At 45.0% G+C, this 26,393-nt stretch carries 21 protein-coding genes; 13 read left to right on the top strand and 8 right to left on the bottom strand.

From position 1 onward, the window contains the following. From WAO38_RS06890 to WAO38_RS06875, 4 genes are all read left to right on the top strand, one after another. On the top strand, nucleotides 1-1,647 hold a 1,647-nt coding region (locus WAO38_RS06890), incomplete at its 5' end, for a 30S ribosomal protein S1 (RefSeq protein WP_422235623.1). A 4-nt stretch (nucleotides 1,648-1,651) separates the two neighbouring features. Beyond that, the gene (locus WAO38_RS06885) at nucleotides 1,652-2,131 is read left to right on the top strand and encodes a hypothetical protein (protein ID WP_422235621.1); all 480 of its coding nucleotides are present in this window, start codon (nucleotides 1,652-1,654) and stop codon (nucleotides 2,129-2,131) included. Further along, the gene (gene serA / locus WAO38_RS06880) at nucleotides 2,131-3,717 is read left to right on the top strand and encodes a phosphoglycerate dehydrogenase (protein WP_422235619.1); all 1,587 of its coding nucleotides are present in this window, start codon (nucleotides 2,131-2,133) and stop codon (nucleotides 3,715-3,717) included. Before WAO38_RS06885 ends, serA begins: the two co-directional genes overlap by 1 nt. Before the next feature lie 138 nt (nucleotides 3,718-3,855). Continuing rightward, nucleotides 3,856-5,259, top strand: a complete 1,404-nt coding sequence (locus tag WAO38_RS06875) for an OprD family outer membrane porin (protein WP_422235618.1) — start codon at nucleotides 3,856-3,858, stop codon at nucleotides 5,257-5,259. Between the two features lie 16 nt (nucleotides 5,260-5,275). Here the strand turns inward: WAO38_RS06875 and WAO38_RS06870 are convergent, their stop codons facing one another. Then, the gene (locus WAO38_RS06870) at nucleotides 5,276-7,471 is read right to left on the bottom strand and encodes an EAL domain-containing protein (RefSeq protein WP_422235616.1); all 2,196 of its coding nucleotides are present in this window, start codon (nucleotides 7,469-7,471) and stop codon (nucleotides 5,276-5,278) included. A gap of 120 nt (nucleotides 7,472-7,591) precedes the next feature. Between WAO38_RS06870 and WAO38_RS06865 the strand changes: the two genes are divergently transcribed. After that, the gene (locus tag WAO38_RS06865; protein WP_422235614.1) at nucleotides 7,592-10,531 is read left to right on the top strand and encodes a MutS-related protein; all 2,940 of its coding nucleotides are present in this window, start codon (nucleotides 7,592-7,594) and stop codon (nucleotides 10,529-10,531) included. Continuing rightward, nucleotides 10,528-10,851: a thiamine-binding protein gene (locus WAO38_RS06860; RefSeq protein WP_422235612.1), complete on the top strand. Its 324-nt coding sequence runs from the start codon at nucleotides 10,528-10,530 to the stop codon at nucleotides 10,849-10,851. The genes WAO38_RS06865 and WAO38_RS06860 overlap by 4 nt, the downstream gene beginning before the upstream one ends. Before the next feature lie 2 nt (nucleotides 10,852-10,853). Here the strand turns inward: WAO38_RS06860 and WAO38_RS06855 are convergent, their stop codons facing one another. The 7 genes from WAO38_RS06855 to WAO38_RS06825 form a co-directional block, all read right to left on the bottom strand. Next, nucleotides 10,854-13,433: a chemotaxis protein CheW gene (locus tag WAO38_RS06855; RefSeq protein ID WP_422235610.1), complete on the bottom strand. Its 2,580-nt coding sequence runs from the start codon at nucleotides 13,431-13,433 to the stop codon at nucleotides 10,854-10,856. A gap of 169 nt (nucleotides 13,434-13,602) precedes the next feature. After that, on the bottom strand, nucleotides 13,603-14,160 hold the full coding sequence (locus tag WAO38_RS06850; protein ID WP_422235608.1) for a protein adenylyltransferase SelO family protein: 558 nt from the start codon (nucleotides 14,158-14,160) through the stop codon (nucleotides 13,603-13,605). 61 nt (nucleotides 14,161-14,221) lie between these two features. Further along, the gene (locus tag WAO38_RS06845; RefSeq protein WP_422235606.1) at nucleotides 14,222-16,027 is read right to left on the bottom strand and encodes a hypothetical protein; all 1,806 of its coding nucleotides are present in this window, start codon (nucleotides 16,025-16,027) and stop codon (nucleotides 14,222-14,224) included. Nucleotides 16,028-16,033: 6 nt separating this feature from the next. Further along, a complete protein-coding gene (locus tag WAO38_RS06840) occupies nucleotides 16,034-17,743 on the bottom strand; it encodes an efflux RND transporter permease subunit (RefSeq protein ID WP_422235604.1) in 1,710 nt (569 codons plus the stop codon). Further along, nucleotides 17,743-19,332: an efflux RND transporter permease subunit gene (locus WAO38_RS06835; RefSeq protein ID WP_422235603.1), complete on the bottom strand. Its 1,590-nt coding sequence runs from the start codon at nucleotides 19,330-19,332 to the stop codon at nucleotides 17,743-17,745. The genes WAO38_RS06840 and WAO38_RS06835 overlap by 1 nt, the downstream gene beginning before the upstream one ends. 8 nt (nucleotides 19,333-19,340) lie before the next feature. Continuing rightward, nucleotides 19,341-20,126: an efflux RND transporter periplasmic adaptor subunit gene (locus tag WAO38_RS06830; RefSeq protein WP_422235601.1), complete on the bottom strand. Its 786-nt coding sequence runs from the start codon at nucleotides 20,124-20,126 to the stop codon at nucleotides 19,341-19,343. Further along, nucleotides 20,126-21,502 carry a TolC family protein gene (locus WAO38_RS06825; protein ID WP_422235599.1) on the bottom strand — a complete coding sequence of 459 codons (1,377 nt, stop codon included), beginning with the start codon at nucleotides 21,500-21,502 and terminating at the stop codon, nucleotides 20,126-20,128. Before WAO38_RS06825 ends, WAO38_RS06830 begins: the two co-directional genes overlap by 1 nt. Before the next feature lie 204 nt (nucleotides 21,503-21,706). Between WAO38_RS06825 and efp the strand changes: the two genes are divergently transcribed. The 7 genes from efp to WAO38_RS06790 all read left to right on the top strand — a co-directional run bounded on the left by efp (nucleotide 21,707) and on the right by WAO38_RS06790 (nucleotide 26,358). Then, a complete protein-coding gene (gene efp, locus WAO38_RS06820; RefSeq protein ID WP_422235597.1) occupies nucleotides 21,707-22,273 on the top strand; it encodes an elongation factor P in 567 nt (188 codons plus the stop codon). A 63-nt stretch (nucleotides 22,274-22,336) separates the two neighbouring features. After that, entirely contained in the window at nucleotides 22,337-22,903 is a 567-nt protein-coding gene (locus WAO38_RS06815) for a DJ-1 family glyoxalase III (RefSeq protein WP_422235595.1), read from the top strand. Between the two features lie 13 nt (nucleotides 22,904-22,916). Further along, nucleotides 22,917-23,648 (top strand): DUF1566 domain-containing protein, encoded by a 732-nt coding sequence (locus tag WAO38_RS06810; RefSeq protein WP_422235593.1) that lies wholly within the window; start codon nucleotides 22,917-22,919, stop codon nucleotides 23,646-23,648. A gap of 31 nt (nucleotides 23,649-23,679) precedes the next feature. Then, nucleotides 23,680-24,945 (top strand): malic enzyme-like NAD(P)-binding protein, encoded by a 1,266-nt coding sequence (locus WAO38_RS06805; RefSeq protein WP_422235592.1) that lies wholly within the window; start codon nucleotides 23,680-23,682, stop codon nucleotides 24,943-24,945. Next, a complete protein-coding gene (locus tag WAO38_RS06800; RefSeq protein WP_422235590.1) occupies nucleotides 24,945-25,295 on the top strand; it encodes a DUF3147 family protein in 351 nt (116 codons plus the stop codon). The genes WAO38_RS06805 and WAO38_RS06800 overlap by 1 nt, the downstream gene beginning before the upstream one ends. Next, a complete protein-coding gene (locus WAO38_RS06795) occupies nucleotides 25,296-25,928 on the top strand; it encodes a DUF2238 domain-containing protein (RefSeq protein WP_422235588.1) in 633 nt (210 codons plus the stop codon). It begins immediately after the preceding gene. Further along, complete coding sequence (locus WAO38_RS06790) at nucleotides 25,912-26,358, top strand: YaiI/YqxD family protein (protein WP_422235586.1); 447 nt, start codon at nucleotides 25,912-25,914, stop codon at nucleotides 26,356-26,358. The genes WAO38_RS06795 and WAO38_RS06790 overlap by 17 nt, the downstream gene beginning before the upstream one ends. The last annotated feature ends 35 nt before the right edge of the window (nucleotides 26,359-26,393 follow it).

Here is a 26,393-nt window from a genome sequence, read left to right as displayed (position 1 = left end):
GATAACGAATCGTTCGAAGAAGAAAATTTTGCTGAGATGTTAGAGGCATCTTTCAAAGAGCAAGAATCTACACTCATTACAGAAGGTGAAGTAGTAGAGATCCAAGAGAGTGACAACCGCGCGTTGGTAGGCGTCGGTGAGAAACTTGAGGGGATCCTTTCATTGGATGAAATCCGTGATGCTCAGGGAAATCTTCTTTTTAACGTCGGCGATAAAATTATGGTAATGGTGATGGGACACTACAATGAGCGTCCAAAAATCTCCTACAAAAAAGTACTTGAGCAAGAAAAAACTCTTGCGTTTATTAATGAGCACAAAGATGATTTCGAATCGGTTGTGATTGAAGCACTGGTTACGAAGAAAAACAAAGGCGGATACCTTTTGGAAGCGGACGATGTCCATTTCTTCCTTCCACGTTCATTGGCTGCGTTCAAAGAGACTGATCAAGTTGTCGGTAAAACCATCAAAGCACAAGTGGTCAAAGTTGATCCTGCAGAAGCATCGATCGTTGTATCTCGCCGCAAACTTTTCAATGATGAGCGTAAGCGCAAAAAAGAAGTAATCGATGCATTGATGGAAGAGGATAAAGTTATCCAAGGTACCGTCAAAAAAATCACAAGTTACGGAATGTTCGTCGATGTCGGCGGAATTGACGGTTTGGTTCACTACAATGAAATCAGCTACAAAGGGCCGGTTAACCCTTCTAAGCTTTACAAAGAGGGCGATGTTGTCAATGTAAAAGCAATCGCATACGATAAAGACAAGCGTCATCTTTCACTTTCGATCAAAGCGGTTCAATCAGATCCGTGGCAAGAAGTTGAAGAAGCATTGGAAGAGGGCGATACCATCACCGTTACCGTCAGCAACATCGAGCCGTACGGTATTTTTGTTGACCTCGGAAACGATATCGAAGGGTTCTTGCATATCTCTGAAATCACATGGGATAAAAATATTAAACACCCTAAAGATTACCTCACTGTCGGTCAAGAGATCGATGTAGAAGTTATCGAAATCAACTCTAAAACTCATAAATTGCGTGTATCGTACAAACGTCTTCAGCCGAAACCTTTCGAAGAGTTCAGCAAAAAATTCAAAGAGGGTGATGTCGTTACCGGTACGGTTACGTCATTGACCGATTTCGGTGCATTTGTTAAAGTCGGCGGAGTAGAGGGATTATTGCATAATCAAGATCTTTCATGGGACAAAAACGTCAAATGTAAAGAAACTCTCAAAGTCGGTGAAGAGATCGAAGTAAAAATTGCAAAAATCAATGCAGAAGATGAAAAAATCTCTTTGAACCGTAAATCATTGGAAGAGAGCCCGATCGACCAATTTGCAACCAACCACAAAATGAACGAAGTCGTACAGGCAACGGTTCGCGATGTGAAAGATTTCGGTGTATTTGTTTCTTTGGAAGGGGGCGTTGACGCTCTTATCCGTAACGAAGATCTTTACCCTCTTATTCCGGAAGAGTTGGAAATCGGACAAACGATTGAAGCGGCAATTTTAGTCATTGATGCTAAACGTGATCGTATCCGTCTTTCAGTGAAAAAACTTGAGCGTATTAAAGACCAAAAAATGTTGGATGAAATCAATGACAATGATTCACACAGTCTGGGTGATTTGATTAAAGACCAATTGAAATAATTTAATGCGACGCGCTACTTACTGGCTATTTCCTCTTATAGCATCCGGTGTAGCCGTTTTTATTGTCATATTATTGTATAAAATCAATCCGGCAGCTCCGAAAGTGGAAGCTGTTGAGTATGATGAGATTCAATCTTCAGAGACTCCTACGGGGCAGAAGAATTGGATGAGCCGTTTCTCCGTCAGTGAGGAGAAAGGCTATTTTTACCCGGTCAATGAGGTGAGTTTAAAACTTGATATGGGCGGGGAAAGCAGTGCTTCGGCAGTGTATAGACTCTCTGTCGGCCTGAAAAGTTCGTACGAACTCTTTTGTGTTAAACAAGAACTTAAAAAAAGTGCACTCCCTTATTTTATGCACAAAGAGGGTAAAGTAATGACCCTCACGGTCGATTCGACCGACCAATCTAAACTTGCATCCCTTGTAACAAAACTAAAAACCTACCAAATCACGGCGACCGTATCGCCGTACACAGAGGAAAAATAATGGAAAAATTTAAAATTGTCGTATGTGACCACATCCATGAAGAGGGATTGAATATTCTTCGACGTGATGACAAGGTAGAGATGATTTTTGCTGCGGATATGGACAAAACAGCTCTTTTAGACGTAATCAAAGATGCGGATGTCGCGATCACCCGCAGTTCAACTGATGTCGATGATAAATTTATTGAAGCAGGGCGCGGATTGAAAGCGATCGTACGTGCCGGAGTCGGTGTGGACAATGTCGATATCCCGGGATGTTCAAAAGAGGGGATCATCGTTATGAACGTTCCAACAGCGAATACGATTGCTGCGGTTGAATTGACAATGACCCATATGCTCTCTTGTATGCGTATGTTCCCGTACTCTCATGATCATTTGAAAAATCAGCGTGTATGGAAACGTGAAAAATGGTACGGGTATGAGCTCAAAGGGAAAAAACTCGGTGTTATCGGTTTCGGTAATATCGGAAGCCGTGTCGGTATCCGCTCAAAAGCGTTTGAGATGGATGTTATCGCGTATGACCCTTATATCCACCCTTCCAAAGCGACGGATGTCGGTGTTAAGTATACGACAAATTTCGATGATATTTTAGCCTGTGATATCATCACGATCCACACGCCGAAAAACAAAGAGACGATCGGAATGATTAATACCGACGAGATCGCTAAAATGAAAGACGGAGTCGTTCTAATCAACTGTGCACGCGGCGGATTATACGATGAGGATGCCCTTTATGAAGGTCTCAAATCAGGGAAAGTCCGTTTCGCCGGTATTGATGTATTTAACAAAGAGCCTGCTATCGATAATAAACTTCTCGATTTGGATAACATCTGTGTCTCTCCTCACCTTGGGGCAAATACGTTCGAATCTCAATACAACATCGGTGTCGAAGCAGCACAGCAAGCGATCGAAGCGGCTAAAGGGATTGCTTATCCGCATGCATTGAATTTGCCGATTGACGAGACTAAGATCCCTGCTTTTGTTAAACCGTTCCTGGAAATGGGACAAAAAATCGGTTTTCTTGCATCTCAGATGAACAAAGCACCGATCGTATCGATCAAAGTCAGCGGACGAGGCGATATTGCCGAATACGTCAATTCCCTTGCAACCTTTGTTACCGTCGGTGCATTGGCTGAAATTTCAGGGGATACGATCAATTACGTCAATGCCGATTTCGTTGCAAGCGAGCGCGGAATCAAGATTGAGACAGAAGAGCTTCCTGCAAGCACTGTCTATAAAAATCTTGTCACCGTCAAATTGACAACCGATAAAAACGTTATCGAGATCAGTGCAACGATGTTCGGTGATGATGTTCAACGCATCGTTGATATCAATGGTTTCGGTGTCGATGTCGAACCAAAAGGAAACATGATCCTTTTCAAGAATACCGACGTACCGGGTGTTATCGGACAGGTTGGTACGCTTCTTGCCGCACATGAAGTGAACATCGCCGATTTCCGTCTCGGTCGCAATAAAAGCGGTGAAGCACTCGCTGTTATTATCGTTGATTCTGTCGTGAATGATAAAACCCTCAAAGAACTTGCAGCGCTTAAAGCGTGTATCAGCGTTTCTTACGCACGCATCTAATTTTTTTTCTTTTCCCGCATATGCGGGAGTCACTTGCAGTTTTTTCATTATCCTCTTTTTTCAATCCCTCTGCGTTATAATCAAGTACTTTTTGAAAATATGAGATTAGCTAAATTAAAATAACATAGGGTATTTGAGATGAAAAGTATAAAAGTTACACTCCATACGTTATTAATACTGACATCTCATGTACACGCGGAAGTATCATGGGGGACACTTCATGGGCAAATCCGCAGTTATACGATGGTTGAGGATAATCAAGACCCATTACGTGATTATGAGGCAACGGCAATAGGGGGAAAGCTTCTTTATCAGACTCCGCAATGGAGAAATTTGCAAGGTACTATAGCTCTTTATACGACTCACTTCATTAATGACAATGTCTCTACTCAGAGTATTGAACCTCTCGCATCCAATAAAAATTCCCGTTATGTAGTCGGATTAGTCGACTCTACTGATTACGATGCTTCGAGTGTGACAAAAATCGGTGAAGCGTATTTACGTTACCTGTATGACAAAAGTTCTATTACGCTAGGGCGGATGAAACTGGATACGCCGTTCGTTAATCCGCAGGACGGTCGTATGCTTCCTACTCTGGAGCAAGGAATATGGGCTACTTCGGTATTTATGAGCGGATGGAGTGCCCAAGCCGGTTACATCAATGCTTTTTGGAATAGGAATACCCCTGAATGGAAAAGTGTCGAGGATTCTTTGGGATACGGATATGAGATGGGGATGAGTGCACTGGATACTACTGTCGCCGGTAACTATTATAATAATACTTCATCGGATGGGCTTTTTATCGGAAATCTCCGCTATGAAACGAAGAGCGGATTCCGCTTGGATATGTGGGATTATTATTTGGAAAATATATTTAATTTAGGTTATGCAGAAGCTAATTATTCACATTCTATGAATGGCGTTGACCTTTCTTATGGGTTGCAATATATTGATGAACGCCAATCCGGCGATGGTGGAAACGGTGAAGACAATCTCAACCCGACGAATGCTTTGAGGGCGAAGTCTTATATGCAAGAAGGTGAAAAGAGCAAGACCTACGGAGTCAAAACAGCGCTAAAGTATGAAAATTCGAAATTGACTTTTGCGTATAATCGGACAACGGATGAAGGGCGCTTTTTATTCCCGAGAGAGTGGGGCAAAGAACCGTTGTTTACTTTTCAGAAACGCGAACGCAGTGACGGAAGCGGCAATTGTCATGCATGGTTGAGCACGCTGGAACACAATTTTGCAGGGCAGGGTTTAAACGGCTTAGATATAATCCTTGGCTATGGAGAATATACCAAAACGGATCCAAAACAGTGGAAATACAATAAATATGGTACTCCAAGCTATGCCCAATGGGATATTGATATTTTTTATCGCTTTGGCGGCATGCTCCAAGGGCTTAAAGCTGAATATCTTTTGGTACGAAAAGTAGCTCGGGGTGAAACATATCAATTAGCGGGGGCTTCAGAATACAATTTTATTTTCCGAAAAAATGGAATGACTTTGCACAATTTTGTACTTAATTACGATTTTTAGAAGCGATTAAATACCGTTATACAGTAGCTTGGGGTTGACTCAAATAATACCCTTGTATATAGTCGATACCGAGTTCTTTACACTCATCGTAAATTGAACTGGAAGAGACAAATTCGGCGATTGTCTGAACATTGAGCCGGTTAGCAAACTCAACAATCGTTCTTACGATATCTTGGGCACTTAAGTCAATATCCAAATTTCTAATGAGCGATCCGTCAATTTTGAGATAATCGACATTCAATCGCATTAGATAAGCAAAATTAGAGTATCCGCTTCCAAAGTCATCGATAGCGATTTTACAGCCGTACTGTTTTACACGTGTAATAAAAGATGAGACCTCTTCAAAGTTTTCAATCCCTTCGCTTTCCAATATCTCAAAAATAAGTCGATTACCGACGTCAGATTGTTTTAAAAGAGTATAAATCATCTTTTGTGTTTCTTGATTCAGAATATCATCTAACGTGAGATTAATCGAATAACTGTACGGTGTATTGTGCAGCTGTACAAAAATCTCATTAATAACAAAATGGGTGATATGGATGTAAAGACGTGTTTTTTTGGCTATCTCTAAAAACATAGCGGGAGGAATAACAGATCCGTCTTTGTCAATAATCCGAATAAGCGCTTCATATTCAATAACAGCTTGGGTAGATGTATCATGTACTCCTTGATAATAAAGGGCGAAACGGTGATCATCGATCGCATCTTTGAGTTTTTTAGTCCATGATATGTTATTTAAATATTCTTCTTTAATGTGCAGTTCGTCATGATATTTGACAAACGAAAACCCCGATTTTTTTGCTGTTTTCAGAGCCATATCGGCACGTCCGATCAAATCGCATCCATCTTCAAAACAAATATCGGCACCCATAGCCAAGGTTACGAAAATAGTGATACCGTCGATATCGTAATACTTTTCATTCAGCGTATGCAAAATATTCAGACATAGATTTTGAAACTTGTTTTCCGGTAAGCTTTCTGTTAGAGCCAAAGCGTATTCATCGGCGTGCATTTTATAGACGCTGAGCGGGTAATCGATGACCGCTTTTTGAAGTGATTCACTAATCGCATTGAGAATTTTATCTCCGATCTCATGTCCGTATAAATCATTCATTTCTTTAAAATTATCGATATTGAGGAGTATAACACCTCGATAATAATTATGAGAAAGATCTTCATAGAGCGCTTTACGGTTAGGCAACCGTGTAAGGACATCGTTATAAAGCTGATAATGCAGCTGCTTACTATGTTGAGACGAGAGATTATTGATCTGATCAATCAGGGTTTTAAAACCAAAATGTAAAACGATACTCAATAACACCAGTACCAAGAAACTGACAACGATCAATTCACGTATCTCTTGTTTGTAGATGATTTCATCTTCGGTTACATCGATCGCACATACTATTTTGGCCAAAGATTTATTGGCATAGGTACGCAATTCTTCAGTAGCGATAAAATACGCTCTATCGTTGTAGGTGTAGAGATAAGAATTTTTTAAAAAATTATCATTGGGTAAAGATTCGAATAACGGGTCATTAGATGAAATAAGTGCATACTTTCCATACTCTTTTAAATGTTTATTGGGGAGAAGTTTATGAAGAATTTTCGAGTCAAAAGCCAGAGCACTTTTAATTCCGTCATGGGTATCGAGACTTTCTTGTATTTTGTCGATTTTGACGGATGCTTGCAATAAGCCTAAAAAATGGTTCTCTTTGAAAACAGGGACAAGCGTTACAATCGAAATATTGTAAAGAGTAACGTCCAAAGAAACAATGGGTTTACGTGTTTGCAACGCTTCAGCGATCATTGGGCGCTTCGCTGCTATGTCGTCACCGAATTTTTTTGGATCGGTAAGACGTAAAAAATGAATTCCGTCATCTCGGATAAAACCGCTTAAATGGACTTCATTACGCTCATTTGCTTCTTTAAAATATGGAAGAGCCAATCGGTATAAAGTATCACGGTCTCGCGCTTCAAAGGCATCAACAACTTTTTGGTCGGTGAGCATTTGAAAGGCGAGATTATTGAGGGATTTTTCGGCACCGAGAACGGAAAGTTTATAGATATTCTGCAACAGCTCACGATGTTCTTGCATTTTTTCATCTAAAGAATGCTTTTTACTCTCTATTGCATTGAAAAAAAAGTATCCGATCAATAAAAGGACAATGAATATCGAAAGCAGTGTTGCCTTTATCCGTATTTTGTCCATTTATAACCTTCATGTACTGTGACTTTTCTTGATTACAGTATAGCGAACACTTAATCAAAACATAGATAGCTTTTAGTGCCATTGGGTTATAATAAAATACTTTTTTATTGCGGAGTTTGGATGAATACGGAAGAAATCGGGGAAATACTAAACGACAAAAAGAAGCTCCTCTCCGAAATCTATTTTGAACTCCAAGCGGCATGTGAAGCCAAATACGGACCTGACACCCTCGTTATTATCGAAGTAGGCTCTTTTTTCGAGGTCTACGAGGTCAATAATGAAACAATGAAGATCGGAAAAGCCAAAGAGGTCGCCGAGTTTCTCAATATCCAGCTCACCCGTAAAAATAAAACAATCCTCGAAAACTCGATTCAAAATCCCCTTTTGGCCGGGGTTCCGACGGTGTCGATCGAACGGTATCTCAGCCGTTTGGTACAGTCGAAAAAATACACGATTGTCCTCGTCCGTCAGCAGGGGGAAGTCCCCCATATCCGCCGATACATCTCCAATATCATTTCCCCGGGTACGAACTTCGATTACATCGCCGAAGCGAGCGAAAACTATATTGCTTCTCTTTTGATCGATCAAAACAACGGCGTCTATTCAATCGGGTACTCGGCGATCGATGTCGGGACGGGAAAAACGCTGATCAATGAGATACACGGGACACGTGAGGACAAAACCTACGCCCTCGATGAAGTCTTTACCCTTTTGCAAAGCTATCAAACCTCTGAAGTCGTGGTGACGTTCTGTGCGGGGGACATTGATGAAGAGGAGGTAAGCCGGTATCTTGAAATCAAAAATCACCACCGCACCTCCCGTAATGAGAAGCGTATCCGGATCGATTACCAAAACGAACTGTTCGAGCGGATTTATCAGATACGCTCACTCCTCAGTCCGATCGAGTATCTGGATTTGGAACGTTTTCCGTATGCTTCGGAATCGCTGTGTATCCTCATCAACGTCATTATCGATCATGATGCGGGAATTATCGAGAAGATGAATCGGCCGACCTTTTTGGGGACGGCGCGCTATATGTATCTGGGGAATAACGCGGCGGAGCAGCTGGGGATTATTTCGCGTGACCATGATGAGATGACGTTGCTCAAACTGGTGGATAAAACGTCGACGGCGATGGGGAAACGGCTTTTGCGAGAACGTCTTCTCAATCCGATCTGTGAGGCCAAACTCCTGGAAGAGCGTTATGATCTGATCGATAAGATGGGCGAACATATCGCTCCGCTGGAGACAAAGCTCAAAGAGGTGTATGACTTAGAACGGATACTGCGCCGTCTCAAACTCGGGAAACTTCATCCGTTTGAACTCGCGTATTTCCATGCATCGCTCTCTGCGGCGGAGAGTTTGTTTGAGGATGCCAAGCGCTTAGGGATAGGATATGACAAAGCGAGTGCGATGGAGTGCTCCCTTTGCGCCAATGAACTCCGCCGGCTTTTCAATATCGAATCGTGTGCCAAATTTCGTCGGGATCAGGTGGATGAGAACCTCTTTAACGCAGGGATCGATCCCGCAATCGATGCACTGGAACAGCTGCAGAGCAATAATGAAGCGAAGCTCACCGCCATCATCGAGCATATCGATACCTTTTTTGAATCGGGCGGTTCCTATGCCTCGATAGGCTGGCTGGAGAGTGAGGGCTACCATCTGCTCATGACCCGCAACCGTTATGTCAATGTTGAAGAGGCTTTGCACAACAGCTTTTTTACGTTGGAGGGGAAACATTACTTTTTCCGCGATTTTCAGGTTCGTAAACTCAAAACAACCGTTAAACTCTCATCCAGTCTCCTCGATGAACTCTCGATCGAAAATGCCGGAGCAAAATCACGGATGATCGCGCAGGTCAAAGAGCGCTACCGAGAATATCTCGAAGAGATTGAGAAACGGTATTCGCATGCGATCGAGCATTTAATCTCTTTTCTCGCCGTTGTGGATGTATCGCTTAGCGGTGCGAAATGTGCCAAGCAGTACCGCTACGTTCGGCCGGTTATCGTTCCTTCCGATAAAGCGTTTATCGAAGCCGTCGGGCTGCGCCATCCTCTCATCGAATCACGCGAAGAGAACGGGATATTTATTCCGAACGATCTGTTTTTAGGCGCGGCAGACAAGCATACCTATGAGGAACACACAACCCTCGAGAGCGGCGAAGATGCCAAAGGGGTTTTGCTTTATGGGATCAACTCCAGCGGCAAGTCATCCCTGATGAAGAGTATCGGTCTCGCGGTCGTGATGGCACAGGGGGGATTTTTCGTTCCGTGCGCCATGCTCCGATTTGCCCCGGTCGATAAACTGCTGACCCGTATCGTCTCAAAGGATAATCTCTACAAAGGGCTTTCGACGTTTGCGGTCGAGATGCTCGAACTGCGCAACATCTTTAACCGTGCGACACCCAATACCCTCATTCTGGGAGATGAGATCAGTCATGGAACCGAGACGGAATCGGCATTGGCGATTGTCGCAAGTGCGATCCTCAAACTGCGTGAGATCGGCAGTCTCTTTATCTTTGCAACCCACTTGCATCAGCTCTCATCGCTCAGTGAGATCGAAAAGGCGAAAGAGATTGTTTTATTGCATCTGGGAGTCTATTACGATGAGGCAAGCGACAAACTGGTCTATGACCGCAAACTGAAAATCGGGAGCGGCTCGACGCTGTACGGACTGGAGTTTGCCAAATCGCTCCATATGGATGAGACTTTTTTGAAAAAAGCGTATGAGATCCGAGGACGCATCACCGACAAAACGCATGAAGCGTCGTTGTTGAAACGGGAGAAAAAGAGCCGCTACAACGCCAAACTCTTTTTGACCAAATGTGCCTTATGTGATGAAGCGGTCGATGAAGTCCATCACATCGTCCCGCAGGCGAATGCGGATGACGGCGGATCGATCGGTCACTACGGGATGAACCACCGCTATAATCTTATACCGCTGTGTGCCAAGCATCACCGCCTCGTGCATGAGGGGAAAATCGCCATTCACGGCTTCGTCATGAGCGAGGACGGATTGAGGCTCAGCTACAGCGAAAATACCCTGAAGGATGATCTGTGAGTGTATTATTAGAGTTTGCGATGTTCCCGATTAGCGATGAGTGTCGTGAGGGATCATCCGTCTCTCATCAGGTGGCCAAAATCATCGATATGATCGATCAGAGCGGATTGCCTTATCAACTCACCCCGATGGGAACGATCGTCGAGTGTGAGAGCATTAAAGAGGCACTAAACGTGGTTGAACGCTCTTACGAGCAGTTAGCCGGATGCGAGAGAGTGTATTCGACGATTAAGCTTGATATCCGAGAAGGAAAACTCGGACGGCTAAAAGGTAAAATCGATTCGGTTGAGTCCAAAATCGGCCGTAAAATCAATCAATAATCTTACGCCATCACTTTGTGCATCGGATGTGAATAGGGCTGCACAAGCTGCATATAGATTTTCGGAATGTCGAGGATTGAAATCATCTCATTTCCGAAATCTTCCGCATGATCGGGAATAATGACCGCTTTGGTCAGGGTGTTTTCATTTTTCAAAATATTGCTGTAATGGCTGATAGAGCGGATCGGAATTTCAGGACTGCTGTAAATAGAATCCACGGCCAGACCCAGATAAACAACCTGTTTTTCAATCACCGCTTTTACCAGAATGACGGTGTCACGCTCTTTATCGTATTTTTTCTCCATTCCGAGCAATTTAGCAAGCGAAATAACGCTGATCATCCTTTTGTCATAGCTGATGACACCCAAATTGTATTCACTGGAGTGAAGGATTGAGGTGAGTTCTTGATGAACAAGGGAACAGACGACATTTTTGGATTCGATTGCGAAGAGTGACCCTCCGACGAAAAAGGTCGATATTTCAGAGGTCTCTTCATTACCGTTAGCTTTAGGGTAGGTATAGATACGCTGCAGGGGAACTTCACTGCCGATAACCTGCATTTCGCCGATAGGACGGTATTGGAGTGCGATAATATCGTTATCGTATCCGTCGCTTTGTTTGTATTCCCGGTATCCGTTTGAGCAGGTTGCACCGAGGGTGTAATAGACTCCGTTATAAGGGAGAACCTGCGCATCGCTTTGTCCGGGGCTGAGTTCCAGAATGGATACCGGAAGCTGGAGTATTTCTCCCACATTGATGGTGGAAGTTGTAGTTGAGATGACACGTCCGCTGCGATCAACAAAAAGGGCGAACATCCCCTCCGGAACGAGATGGCCTTCGTCTTTTGGGAGCGTGTCGTGCAGCATTGCTTCGAACTGAGATTCGGCATCAAAGACGATTCCGATTCCGCCGACATTCTCCTCGTTAAAATTGCGGATACAGGCATTATAGATATAGGTTGAACGATTGGAATAATAAGGAGACGGTTCGAACGCCGATACGACATACTCCTGTGTGGTTTTGAGATCCAGCGTTTCAAGCGCCCATGAATATCCCACTCTTTTGCCGATCATTGAATGCTCAGACGGATTGGAGACCGCGATAATAGTCCCTTCGCGATCATAAATGAACATACTGCTGTACACGGTATAAAGACCGTTAATGTACTCTAAAATCGTATTCATTTTTTCCCGTTCTTCATCGCTCAGATGCGTATGGGAGAGGGATTCGCGAAAGGTTGTTGTCAGCGCCCACCATCGGCAATCATTCGCCCGTTCATACAGATTGCGGTCCATAATGTCGATTGCGAGAGAAGATTGGAATTTTAACTCTTCAAGATGCTGAATCAGCATTGCCGTATTAAGGTTGGCAACCGTATGATCAAAAACCCGTTTGGTCTCTTCGCCTGTTTTCGATATTTCCGAAAGAAGGGCTTTGGTAAAGGGGCTTTCGTGGCCGGACTTATTGGCAATTTGGACATTTCCGTTCCAGACGGTGATGTCCAGTTCACTCTGGATCTTTTTGGCTTTTGCCAAAATATCCTGGAGCTCTTGGGGATAATAGGTTTTTGCATTGGCCACCGTATCGAACAAATCATTTTTTAAAAATGTGGAGCGCGATGAGGCGCGAAATGCCAAGTGAAGCGGCACCATTGCATGTCCGATCCATCCTGACCCGTTGTATCCCTGATAACCTGTTGTTTTGACCGCTTTGTAGAGGTATTCGAAACCGGCATAGTACGTTTGCTGGTCCTCATTGTTGCGCGGCGGCAGATGCGAACCGACCGGAACATGATGGGCAGATGACGAGGCGATCACTTCCCCGTGCGGATTGAGCAGTTCGAGTGCGATATAGGGATTGTCACGGGTAAGTTTATGAAAAATACTTTTTAGCTCATTTTCAAATCGGAAAATAAGACACAATACTCCCAGCGGTTCATCATTATCGGGATTGCAGACACGATAAGAATAGATGAGGGAATGTTTCTGATGGGTAAGATCGCTTGCACGATAGGTTTCGACATATCCTTGATGGGTTCGCAGTGACTCTTGGATCAGAGGATCTTTTGAAAAGGTGACAGGATTAGCCGTGTCGAGCTGTACGAGCACTTTCCCTTTTAGATCGAGGAGAATGATGTTTTCATAGACACTGTATTTGGATACGTATTCTGCAAATCGCTCCGTAAGTGCCTCTTTTTTCTTGATTTTAATTTCGCGTATCTCTTCGGAGGCGGTCATATCGGCCGAATGCAAAAAGAGAAGATAATCGCGGATATCATCATCGGTAGCGAGAAAACCGATATCGGCGGTACGCTCGAAAAGATTTCGGATCAGAATGTCAATCGCTGTTTGTGCTTTTGACTCGAGTTCATTGAGACTTTTGTTAAAGGTCTCTTCGATCAGACGCTTTAGCGGCTCATCGAGCAAGTCCTCAAACGCTTTGCGTGTTTCACTCGTATCCATGCCTATATTGGACATTGAACCCAGAAGCGTGAGTAAATCCCATTTTCCGGAGAGGGTATTCATATTTTTTTCAAAATTTTGGACGTCGGGCATATAACCGATAAGATGATTGCGCTGCATAGTATTCCTGCTCAAAATAATTTAGGTTGAATTACGGTGACAGTATAAGTGAGAAGAAGAAGGAAAGAAGCCGGTGCTTTGCTCAAAAATTAATCACATTTTTCAATTATTACCATTTAATTACTACTCATGATGAATTAATTATCAGTTGCGAGGGGTGAGAAGCTCTTTAGGAAGAGCAGCTCAATTTGAGGTTTTTGAATGCATGCGGTGTCGGCTGTGCATAGCGTTCAAACCGTTCATGTTCATCATAGGGGTTCTGTGCCAGGGCGAGCAAGTCATTCACGAGGGTAAAATCGTTCTTTTCCGCAGCATCGATCGCTTCACTCATCAGATATTCGCGGATAGAGGAACGTAACACGGCCCGTCCGTCGCCCTGACGCGAATAGAGGGTCTGCCCTGAACCTTTGAGCTGAAGATTCCAGCCGTTCGTCATTCCCAGATTAATCGCACGCCCATCTCCGAGACGCTGGACGTAGTATCCAAACTGATGTCCGGCATAACACATCGCATAGGGGCGCGAGCCTTCTAAGAGCAAGGTACCGTTGAGAAGTTCCTCCAGCTCTTTGGCATTTAAGCGTGAGGGATCGAGCCCTATCAGTTCAGCAGCGGGAGGATTGTGGCTGATCAGGCGCGGATTTTTCAGAGGTGTGGGAGAAACCTCATGGTAAAAAATCGGCTCAAGAGATAAATAAGGGGTAGTAAGAATTAGGTTTGTTAATTTCATGCAAGTGTTTTACCGTAAGAAGTTAAAACGCGGTGAGGTTTGAAAAAGAAGTTGGAATTTTTTAGGCTTCTAATAGAAATTTTTTCTCATCACCCTCTTGACGCAGGGTGATTCTGGTGGCTTTTCCCTGCGGGGTAATCGAATATTCCCGATGGTTTTTGGGGTCGATAACGAGAATCCGGTTATGGCCGTTATAGAGCCCGTTATGGATGATGAGCGCATGAATATCGGCTTCGTAGAGTTTGTTAAGTTCGTCTTGCAAAGTATGAAGCTTTGCTTCGGATTGTTTTAGCGTTTCCAGAAAGGTTTTGAGCGCTTCGGCTTCGGTTTTGTATTGCTGGATGCGGATAAGATCGGCTTTCATGGGAGTGGTTCCACTTTTTTGTGCATTGATGACACGCTGTTGAATCTCTTTAATGCGGCTGTTTTTCTCTTTAAAAGAGAGCTGGCGGGTGATATACTCTTTACTTTGCATTTGGATACGGGACGTTTTATCTTTGAGTTGAATCTCCAATGCCGATATTTTTTCGTGGTAGCTCTCAATCGCATGGGGATCAATAATAAGATTGTTCCCTTCTCCTTGAATGTTTTGCACAGTAATCGATTCAAGTGCGATTATCCGGGCGTTGGAATGGAGCAGGTCGATATGAACCTCCCGAGCGATAATCTCGCCACCCACCATTTTTTTGACATGGACGATATCGGCTTCTACTTTTCCGGTTTCTAGTATATCAATATGGGCTTCTCTGGCTTTAAGATTGCCCCGGTGGAGATGAATCTGGGCGATTTCCGTGACGCTGATTTGTGAATCACGATGGGTCTGTGCCCCGATATTGACTTCACAGGCTTGGATTTTTGCATTTTTTCCAACGGTTCCCGTAACGTCAAGCTTTTGGACATCGATGTTGACCCCTGTGCCGACAGAGTCTTCACTGGAGACGTTTTGCTTGATTTTCAAGGAGATATCTTTATCGATTCCGGTTTCAATGGAACCGGTTTTTTTGAAACTGGCGGACTCGATTTGGAGCTCTTGGGAGACGGTAAAGACCCCTTTTTTACGTTCGATAAAACCGGACACTTTCGCGTAAAAGCGGATGCTGTTGAGATCTTCTTCGCTGCTGATCGTCTCTTCATCGATGGCATTGTAGGCGGCATATTTGGTACTGGGCTCGGGAACGCTGATAAAATTACCGTCACATCCTCTTCCGTCCCGTCCATATTTTGGAAAAATATATTCGAAAATCAATTCGCCGGGCTGAACCCCTTCAATGAGACTTTTTTTCTCTTTATTTTGTTTATAGTGCAGGATAATGGCATCATTGGTCGGAAGAATCGGGGGGAAAAACTCACCGATCGGAAGCCGGTAGGGAGCTTTAAGCGGTCCCTCTTTTTGAATTTTAAGGAGTAAACGGTTGATTTCGCGATCAAGGTTTTGTTCATACAGGCCGATCATCAAACCATGTCGAAGCTGCTTACGCGTCAACGCCTCTTTAATCCACTCCTGAACCCCTTTTTTAAGGGGAATGGTCGATCTGGGATCGATCAGGGCGACGACCTTGCTTTTATATTTGTCGGTAGCGAGCTTCATCCGTAAATCAAGATAGGGGTGAGGTGTGAATTCATGGAAGCGGACTTCATATTCTTGGCGAAGCAAAAAAATCTTGGAGCGGATTTCTACTTCAGTCGTGCGGTCTAAAAGGTTATTCCCCTCAAAAGGTTCCCACTCATCTTCGACCGTCCCTTTGAAATAGGTCTCATAGGAGAGCAGGTCAAAATCGATCCCGTCAGCCGAGATACCCCGAATATTGGCAACATGAAGCAAATCGCTCATGACATTGGTAGATATCTGGGTGATAGGGGTAAACACGTTCTTTTATGGCTCCATGATCGATACCGCTTTACGTTCGTGAAAGTTGAAATGGCGTTCCAAATCGGAATTATGAATCAGTACGGGAACAACAATGAGCGATGCGATGACAGCTGCAATTGTACCAAAAATAAGGGATACTCCAAGCCCTCCGAATACGGCATCGCTGGCCAAAAGGGTCGAAGCGAGGATAATCGCTGCCGCGGTAAGGAAAATAGGTTTGGCGCGGGTTGCGGTTGCGTAGGCGATCGCCTCTTTTTTATGCATCCCTTTATCCTGCATCAGCGATTTGGTGAAATCAATCAGCAAGAGAGAATTGCGTGAGCTGATACCGATCAGGGCGATAAAACCGATCAATGACGTCGCCGTCAGGAAGAACGTATCGGTGGTGAAGATATCCATAATCAAATGCCCGAAAATAACCCCGATGATTGAGAGGAAGCTTCCGAGTAAAATGATGCCGCTGAGGACGAAGCTTTTATAGTAGACCACCATAAGCAGAAAGATCAGAATCAGTGCGGCAATGAACGCACCTCCCAGATCAACGAAGGTATCGAGGGTTACTTTCATCTCTCCGTCCCACTTTAAATTATAGACCTGCTTGCTCTTTTTATCGACAAGCTGAAGATCAAAAAGGCCGGTTTTACTAATTTCATACTCATCGCCAAAAGTATCGAGGATCGTATTTCGTGATGCCATCAGCGGATAAACTTGGGAAACCATATCGGTTTCGGCCAAAACGTTGCTCATTTGGTGAAGGTCTTTGGAAGCGATCATCGGATTCGATTTGACGGTTACGATATTGACTACTTCGGTAATGGGGACCATCATCCCCATCTGATTCATCAGTTTCAGACTGGCGAGTTTCAGTACAATCGCTGTTTGGTCCCGAGAATCAAATTTTTTACCCTCAGGAGTCAGGGTCAAAAAGATCGGAATCTGATCGGTCGCTTTTTGGGAATTTTTGACGGCAACACCCATTCCTTCGAATGCCAGATACAAGATGTCGTTGACTTGTTTGACATTGAGACCGGATTTGGAGATTTTATCGGTATTGACACGCACTTCAAACTTATCGAAGATCTCATCTTGCATGATATCGACGTCAACCAGGCCGTCTGTTTTTTTAAACACCCCTTCGACCCGTTCGCTTAGATGGCGGATACCTTCGGCATTTGAACCGTATATTTCGGCAACGACAGCCGCCATGGTCGGAGGGCCTGCCGGCGGCTCGATAAATTTGATGCTGGTTTGCGGATAGATACTTTCACATTGTTTGACAATCACAGGACGGAGACGTTGGACCATCATGTAGGATGGCTCTTCACGGTGATGCTTTTTGGTCAGATTGACAACGATTTCGGCGACATTTTCAGAGTTCTTAAAATGGGAACCTTTGATCAATCCGGCAAAATCCAGAGGGGAACCTGTGCCTAAAAAGACTTCGGTATCCAGCGCTTCGGGCTCTTGTTGAATGATTCCGACCGTACAATCACTCACTTGGCGTGTCTGCTCGATCGAGCTTCCGTTTGGCAGATCGATATAAATCGAGTATGTATCATTGTTTTTGCCCGGAAGCATTTTGGCTAAAACCAGTTTTGTCGGAATCAATGCCACGGCAAGTATAAATGCGATCAATGTCCCCCAAAGAACCATATTTTTCTTTTTTGGAGAATTCAAAATCTCTAATAAATAATTTTCAAATTTTTTGTACATCAGTGAGCCTCTGTATGATGGTCAGGTTTTTTAAGCAATCGTACCGCCAGATACGGGGTAAAGATATAAGCCACGAACAAAGAAGCGACCAGGGCTACCGGGACATTTGCGGGGATCGGTTTCATGAACTGTCCCATCATCTGTCCGACGAATGCCATCGGAACCATGGTGAGGATGATCGCCAAAGTCGCAATGTTGGTCGGGGCACCGATCTCATCGGTGGCTTCGACCATCAGCTCATCGAGATCGCGCTCGGCAACATCGGGAGCATGCAGATGGCGATGGATATTTTCAATAACGATAATTGCCGCATCGACCAAAAGCCCCAGACTCAGCAAGAAAGCAAAGAGGGTGATACGATTGATCGTTTGTCCCGTCATGTAGGCGACAAACAGGGTGATTGCCAAGATCGCAGGGACCGTAAAGGTGACGATCAGTGATTCACGCCAGCCCAGTACAAAGACCAGCAAAATGGCGATAATGACGATAGAGAGGAGCAGATGGAAGACGAGTTCATTCACCGCTTCATTGGCACGTTCACCGTCGTTGCGGGTAATGACATAGCTGATCCCCTCATTTTTCATCTGTTCTTTGTATTTTTCGAGTTCTTTTTTGACCGCTTCAGAGATGATAACGGCGTTGGTTCCCTGAAGCTTGGATACGGTCAGGGTGACCTGGTCTTTGAGCGGAGAGAATTTTTCGTTTTCGTCTTTGATGCTTACCAGAGCCGATTTAAAGTTCTGGATATCTTCACCCGCCGTGACGGTGGCGATATCACGCAGATAGATCGCTGAACCAAAATTTTGGGCAACGATGATATTTCCGACATCTTCGACACTTTCGATCGCATTACGCACGCCGATCATGACAATTTGATTATCCTGCGTTTTACCTTTGATCTCCGGAACATTATACGAAAGCGATTGGACGGCCTGGACGATTTGTCCCAGAGAGAGGTTATAGCCCGAGAGACGGTTTACATCGACCAAAACATTGTACTGATGTTTCTTGGCACCTTTGATATCGGTTACGGCGACATTCGGCAAACCGTTGATATGGTGCTGAATCTCTTTGACGTGATCATAAAGTACCGTAGGATCCATATCCGGATTATTGGCATAAAATGCGACCGATACGATAGGGATGTCGACGTCGATGTCGAGAGGCTTGATAATCGGCTGCATGGCACCTTTGGGGAGGATGCTGATATTTTGCATGATTTTGTCATAGATTTTGAGATTGGAATCTTCTTTGGCTTCACCGATAAAAAAAGCAGCGTTCAAGACGGCGACATTGTCCATCGCCATGCCGTGAATATGTTCGATCCCTTTGACCTCTTTGAGTTTGCGCTCCAGCGGTTTGACGATGACATTTTCGACTTCGCTGGCAGTGGCACCGGGGAGGGCGATGATCACGGTTGAACCGCTCACGACCATTTGAGGATTTTCTTCACGCGGCATGAGCATAAGTGCCATATAACCGATGACGAGGAGAAAAATACCTAAGATAGGGGTCAGAGGATTACGCAAAAAACTTTTTGCAAGTTTTCCGGCGGAATCTTTTGGTTGAAAGGAATGGGGTGCGTGCATTCAGTCTCCTATTCGATTTCGACAGTAGCGTACATTCCGGGATAGACCGTTTGCATGGCTTTGAACGATATTTTGATTTTAAACGAATGGGTTACCGGATTGGAACTGGGTACTATGGCGCTCACTTTTCCGATCCCTACAAATCCGACGGAGGGGATAGAGACTTTGACTCTCTTTCCGACTTTGATGAGATGCAGAGAACTTTCGGCTACTTCTACATCGATTTTGAGATCGCTCAAATCTGCCAGTACGATGGCCGGCATTCCCGGCATCGCCATCTCGCCTACTTTGATATTTTTGGAGATGACAACACCGTTGTTCGGGGCGCTGACATTCAGGTAGTTGTACTGATTGTTGACCTCTTTAAGGCGTGCTTTTGCCTGATTGACCTGACGTTCGGAAATCTGAATCATGTGCAGAAGATTCTTCCGGGAGAGCTCAAGATTTTCGACTTCGTAACGTGAGACCATATCCTGCTGCAGGAGACGTTTGTGCCGTTCAAGGTTGAGCTCAAGATTTTGGTATTGGTTTTGGTACATCTGAAGGGAGAGTTCCGCTTGGGATATTCCCATTTCGACTTGTGTTTTGGCCGAATCGACTTCTCTGGAATCAATCGTATAGAGAACGTCTCCTTTGCGGACGCGCGAACCCTCAGAGACATTGACGGAAGTGACAAATCCCATATTTCGGCTGGTAATCATTTTCTGGTTATCGCTGATAACGCTTCCTGAGAGGCTGAGACCGGCAGCGCTGAGGGTAGCGCCCAATGCAAGTGATGTAATCCAAAATTTCATTATTTAACTCCGTTGCTAAGTTTTTCGAGGGCGAAGATACGCTCGTTACGTTGATTTTTAACCGATTGAAGGGTCAAGACTTTTTCGATCTGCATGGATTGTTTGATAATCACATCGCTCATCGATACCAGGTTCTCGGAATAGCGTCCTTCGTAGTTTTTATAGATTTGTTCTGAGAGTTCCAACTCTTTTTCAAGGCTTTTGACTTGGGCATTGAGGCTGTCGATTTCCGTTCGGATTTTGTCAAACTGCAGCGCAATCCCTTTTTTGGCCAATTCTACCTGTGCCGATGTTTTCATTTTTTCGATACGGGCTTTTTCCAGAGAGTTTTTGTCGACCCCTCCGTTAAAGAGATTCCAGCTCAGTTTGGCACCGATCGTATATGCTTTGTGATCGTTAAAATTACCTAAAAAAGTATTGTCCGCGCTGGAAGCTTCGGCGAATGCTCCGATTTGCGGGAGGAAAGGGGCATAGGCGAGATCGACCATCTTTTCGCGAATCTCTAATCCCTGGGAGGCTTTTTGAAGATCGGTGTTGTTGGCCAAAACGTCAGATTCACTGATAGCTGAAGCAGGATAGTCGTTTTTTGGAAGTTCGATCTCGGTGATCGTTTGGTTCAAAAGGAAACTGAGGTAGTGATAGAGAAGTTTTTGATTCGCTTCCATCTCGGTAATGCTTCGTTCAACATTCGCTTTACGGGCTTCTACTTCGAGAAGGTCGACTTTTTTAGCATACCCTTCTTTGATCATCATTTGGGTCGTATGTTCCAACGTCATAATGTTTTTATAAATGATTTTAATATGGTCGAGGGAGCTTTGCAGCAGTGCCATATCGTAATAGCTTTTGCGCAATTCATACCGTTTTTCGGTTTTCATATGATCGGCATCGAGTTTTTTGATTTGTTCCATTTTTTCGCTGATGTCACTGTAGGCACTCAATTTGCCGCCGGTATAGAGAGGAACCATGTAGGTGAGTTTGCTTTGGTAATAGTTTTGGTAGCCGGGGTAGTTTAAATCTTTAGGCTGGATGGCTAACAATTGTTGATTATCAACACCGATTAATCCCATATTGTTCAAAAAATCATTAAACCCAAAATCTCCGAAACTTGCTTCCCGTGAGCTGAGTTTAAACCCGAAAACATTGCCCGCGTCATTGGAACGGCTTGCGGTCTGGGTAAAATCGAGTGAGCCGAAATTGTACCCTTTTGCAATGGCGGTATCGCTTGCGGCACTTTGGACATCGAGTGCAGTCGTTTTGATTTCAAGATTGTTATTGTCTAAAATTTCCAACGCGGCGGGGAGCGAAAGTCCCGCTCCCATGAGGTGGCAAGAGCCGATCAAAAGCGATGTACTGAAAATACGTGAAAGGGTTGTCATTCAGATAATTCCTTGTGGTGTATTTGTAATTATAATCAAATGTATAAGAATCATTATACACTTTAACCAATTTATTAGAGCTAAAAACCTTTAAAACGATAAAGAATTAATGGGTAAGATCATACCATAAGTTACAGAGGGTTTGGAATTCAGCGCAGTTTCGGGTAAAATTCTGACAAAATAAAGACAGAAAAAGGTTTCCTGATGGCAACAATCGGTATGGGTGATATCAAAAAAGGCGTACGTTTAGAAATTACGGGTGTTCCGTACAAAGTGGTAGAGTTCCAACATGTTAAGCCGGGTAAGGGTGCAGCATTTGTCCGTTGTAAAGTCAAAAGTTTTCTTAACGGAAAAGTGATCGAAAAAACGATCCATGCGGGTGATAAATTCGAAGTGCCGAATTTGGTACACACAACGATGCAGTTTTTGTATGATGATGGCGAAATGCTTCAGTTTATGGACAACGAAAGCTATGAGCAGCTTGGTTTGACGTACGATCAATGTGAAGATGCGATGAAATGGATCAAAGACGGTACGAATGTTCAAATGATCTTCCACAACGGCAACGCGATCAGTGTTGAAGCGCCTGAAATCATGGAACTTAAAATTGTTGAAACGGCACCAAACTTTAAAGGGGATACTTCAAGTGCCTCTAAAAAACCGGCAACGCTTGAAACCGGTGCGGTCGTGCAGGTTCCTTACCACGTTTTAGAAGGTGATGTCATCCGCGTTAACACCGTTGAGGGTGAATATATGGAAAAAGTAAAGTAAACTCAGTGTTAGAATAGCCAATCGGGGGATACTCCGATGGACCATCAACAATAGGAGGTTTCCATGCTTAAGATACTTGTACCGATCGCGACCGGATTTGAAGAGATCGAAGCGATCAATATGATTGATGTATTGCGCCGTGCCGGAATCAATGTCATCATGGGCTCTTTGGATGAGAATAATCTTGTCAAAGGGGCTCACGGTATTACGATCCAAACGGATCGTCCGATCAAAGGGCTCACCGCAGATGAGCTGGATATGATCCTTCTTCCGGGCGGAGGAGGCGGTACCAAAGCGTTGGCTTCCGATCCGGCGGTTCAGGCACTGCTCAAAGAGATGGATGCAAAAGGGAAAAATATCGGTGCGATCTGTGCCGCCCCTTATGCCCTCTATACTGCGGGAGTTCTGAAAGAGGGGTACACCTGTTATCCCGGCGTCGAAAACGATATTCCTGTGGCGGGATTTTCGGGAGATAAGCATGCCGTGATCGTGAGCGGCAACGTTATGACCTCCCGCGGTCCCGGAACGGCGATTTGTTTCGGACTTGCCATCGTCAAAAAGCTTCTCGGCCAATCGGCATATGAAAAACTTCGGGCCGGACTGCTTGCCGATTATTGTGAAACTCTCTAAAATAGTTCTTTTTTTGACACTCATTACTCCCGGTATATGGGGAGCCGTTCATTTGGCTCCCGCCGAAGAGTATACGCAAGAAGGTGCTTCAGAGTATTGCCGTTCATTCGGACCTTCATGGCATCTGATGAGTATCGCTGAAATCTATTCCCTTCCCCAAACAACCCCGTTTAACCCAAAGTACAGCTATTGGTCTTCGGATCAGACTCCTGCCGATAACAGCGAAATCGGAACGGGAAGCGAAGGTGACGGCGGCAAAACGCCGATGCTCGGCTACAGTTTCTATCCCAAAGAACGCAATATTACCCTTTCCCCCGGATGGAAACGCATCGCTGCGGCGTGCACCGATGAGGTGAAGCCCCAACGGATAAGAGACTATCGAATCACTGCGGAAGGGACTGCCGATTCGTATTCAGGTATCACGTGGTTATCCCTTGATGCGACCGATAAACGTGCCAAATACACCTATGACGATGCCAAAGAGATGTGCGAAAATCTATCTCTTTTCGGGCGTTCCTGGCGTTTGCCGACTACCGATGAGCTTTACGGTATCGTCGATTATGCATTTACCCGGCCAACGGTCGATATGAAGTTTTTCGGAGTCATGATGCAGCGCTATTACTGGACAAGCGATTCCTTGAATGACAAAGAAGCGTACGTCGTCGGATTCAAACTCGGAGGTATCGCAACCGCACCGAAAAAAGAATCGGTACATGTGCGCTGTGTGAGTGAAGAAATACAATAGTATAATTAAAGATATTGCATGAGGAGTTGACGTGAGTCACGACACTATACTGAATCAAAGAGCATTAGATTACCATGAACATCCGCAAGGCGGGAAGATTGCGACGCTCATCACGAAACCTTTTGCTACCCAGAGTGATTTGAGTCTGGCCTATTCACCGGGTGTGGCCGCACCGTGTCTGGAGATCCAAAAAAATCCCGAGGATGCGTACCGCTATACGTCCAAAGGAAATCTGATCGGTGTCATTTCAAACGGAACCGCCGTATTGGGGCTGGGAAATTTGGGGGCATTGGCGTCCAAACCCGTGATGGAAGGAAAAGCGATCCTGTTTAAAAAGTTCAGCGATTTGGATGCGTACGATATCGAAGTCGACGAAACCGATATAGAGCGTTTTTGCGATACGGTAGCGGCGATTGCCCCGACGTTCGGAGGGATTAACCTCGAAGATATCAAAGCCCCTGAGTGTTTTGAGATCGAGCGGCGGCTGATCGAACGTCTCGATATCCCCGTAATGCATGATGATCAGCACGGTACGGCGGTCATTTCATTGGCGGGAATCATGAATGGATGCCAAGTGACCGGGCGTTCGCTGGAAACGATCCGCGTCGTGATCGTCGGAGCCGGAGCGGCAGCGATCAGCTGCGGACGGATTTACCGTTTTATGGGAGTCCGCGAGATTTACATGTCCGATTCAAAAGGGCTGATCCATGCGGGGCGAAGCGATCTTAACGCCCAAAAACTCGAATTTGTTGCCCCTGAGGGGATGAGCTTGCGCAGTGCGTTTGAAAATGCCGATGTGGTTGTCGGGCTTTCGGCACCGGGGAGCTTTACGTTAGAGGACATCGCGTGCATGGCGCCTGAGCCGATTATTTTCACCCTTGCAAACCCGGTTCCGGAACTTTTCCCCGAAGATGTCCGTTCCGCACGCCCCGATGCCATTATCGCGACCGGACGGAGCGATTATCCCAATCAGGTCAATAACGTTCTGGGCTTTCCGTTTATCTTTCGCGGTGCGATGGATGTGAGAGCCAAGACGATCAACATGGAGATGAAAGTAGCCGCATCAAGAGCTTTGGCGGCATTGGCACGTGCCGAAATACCGGAATACCTTAACGAGATTTACAAGAGCGAGCTGAGTTTTGGAAAAGAGTACATCATCCCCAAACCGTTCGATAAACGCCTGATCGTCGAAGTCTCTTCCAGTGTGGCGCAAGCGGCGATGCAAAGCGGTGTTGCAGGGATTCAGTCGTTCGATATCGATCGCTACAGACGCGAACTCTCCGAGCGGTTGGCATAATGGGCTGGCTGATTGCGAAATATCTGTTGACGGCAGGATTGATCGTTCTGATCTCCGAAGCGGCGAAGCGGAGCGAAAAAATGGGTGCATTGATTACCGCTTTGCCGTTAGTCACGTTTAGTGTTTTGATCTGGATGTATATGGAAAAACAGCCGACGGAAAAAATCGGCAATTATGTCGGGTATGTTTTTTGGTATGTTCTGCCGACGATGCCGATGTTTCTTCTGTTTCCGGTTATGTTGGCTAAAATCGGATTTTGGCCGACTCTGGGGGCATCGGCACTTCTAACGATCGCCTGTTTCGGAATAGAAGTGTTGGTTCTTAAACATTTTGGAATCGAGTTGCTGTAAATGGTTTCCTCTCATCCAAAAACACTCATTTTAGGAGCGGTTATCCTCATCGGTCTGTTAGGCTATTCGGGGATATACGCGTATGATACGCTGACATGGTTTATGGAAACGCTCCCGGTGATGATTGCCTTGGTGATTTTGACGTTTACCTATCGCACTTTTCCGCTGACGTCGCTGGTTTATTGGGTTATTTTCATCCATTCGATCGTACTGATTTTTGGCGGTATGTATACGTATGCCCGCGTTCCGTTCGGATTTGAGATTGCACAGTGGTTGGATCTTGATAGAAACCCTTATGATAAGATCGGACATTTTATGCAGGGATTCGGTCCGGCATTGATCGCACGTGAGATTTTGATCCGCGGAAACTACGTCAACGGACGCCGAATGCTGAACTTTATTATCATCAGCATCGTTCTCGCGATCAGCGCGTCGTATGAGCTTATCGAGTGGGGAGCGGCGGTATGGATGGGACAGGGTGCGGATGAGTTTTTAGGAACGCAGGGGGATATCTGGGATACCCAATCGGATATGTTTTTTGCCCTCATCGGAAGCAGCGCAGCGATCGTTTTTTTCGCTGCATTCCACGATAAATTGATTCAGAAAGCGGGTAACCATGAAAATCCTCGTTGACGCGGACGCATTCCCCAATGCACTCAAAGAAATTTTGCTCCGCGCGGTATTAAAACGGAAGATTACGACGATCTTTATTGCGAACAAAAGGATCGGAATCCCCGATGTTCTTCATGTATCGATGGAAGTGGTGGCACAAGGGCCCGATGAAGCCGATCACCGTATCGCCGAACTGTGCGAAGCGGAAGATTTCGTTATTACCGCCGATATTCCTCTCGCCGACCGGATCGTCACGAAAGGGGCTGTTGCCCTCGATCCGAGAGGGACGATCTATGATGAAAATAACATCAAACATCTCCTCGCGATGCGCAATCTGATGGAAGAACTCCGCAACAACGGGGAGATTACGGGCGGTCCGAGCGCCATCGGCGAAAAAACGGTGCGGGCATTTGCGGACGGGCTGAATAAATTACTATCAAAGCGGATTTGAAAGCTCCTCTTTACCCGTGAGACACTATAATCTTT

Origin of the sequence: Sulfuricurvum sp. (genome assembly GCF_049277495.1) — a bacterium.
In the GTDB taxonomy this organism is placed as follows: Bacteria; Campylobacterota; Campylobacteria; order Campylobacterales; family Sulfurimonadaceae; genus Sulfuricurvum.
This window is presented reverse-complemented; position numbering and strand designations above follow the sequence as displayed.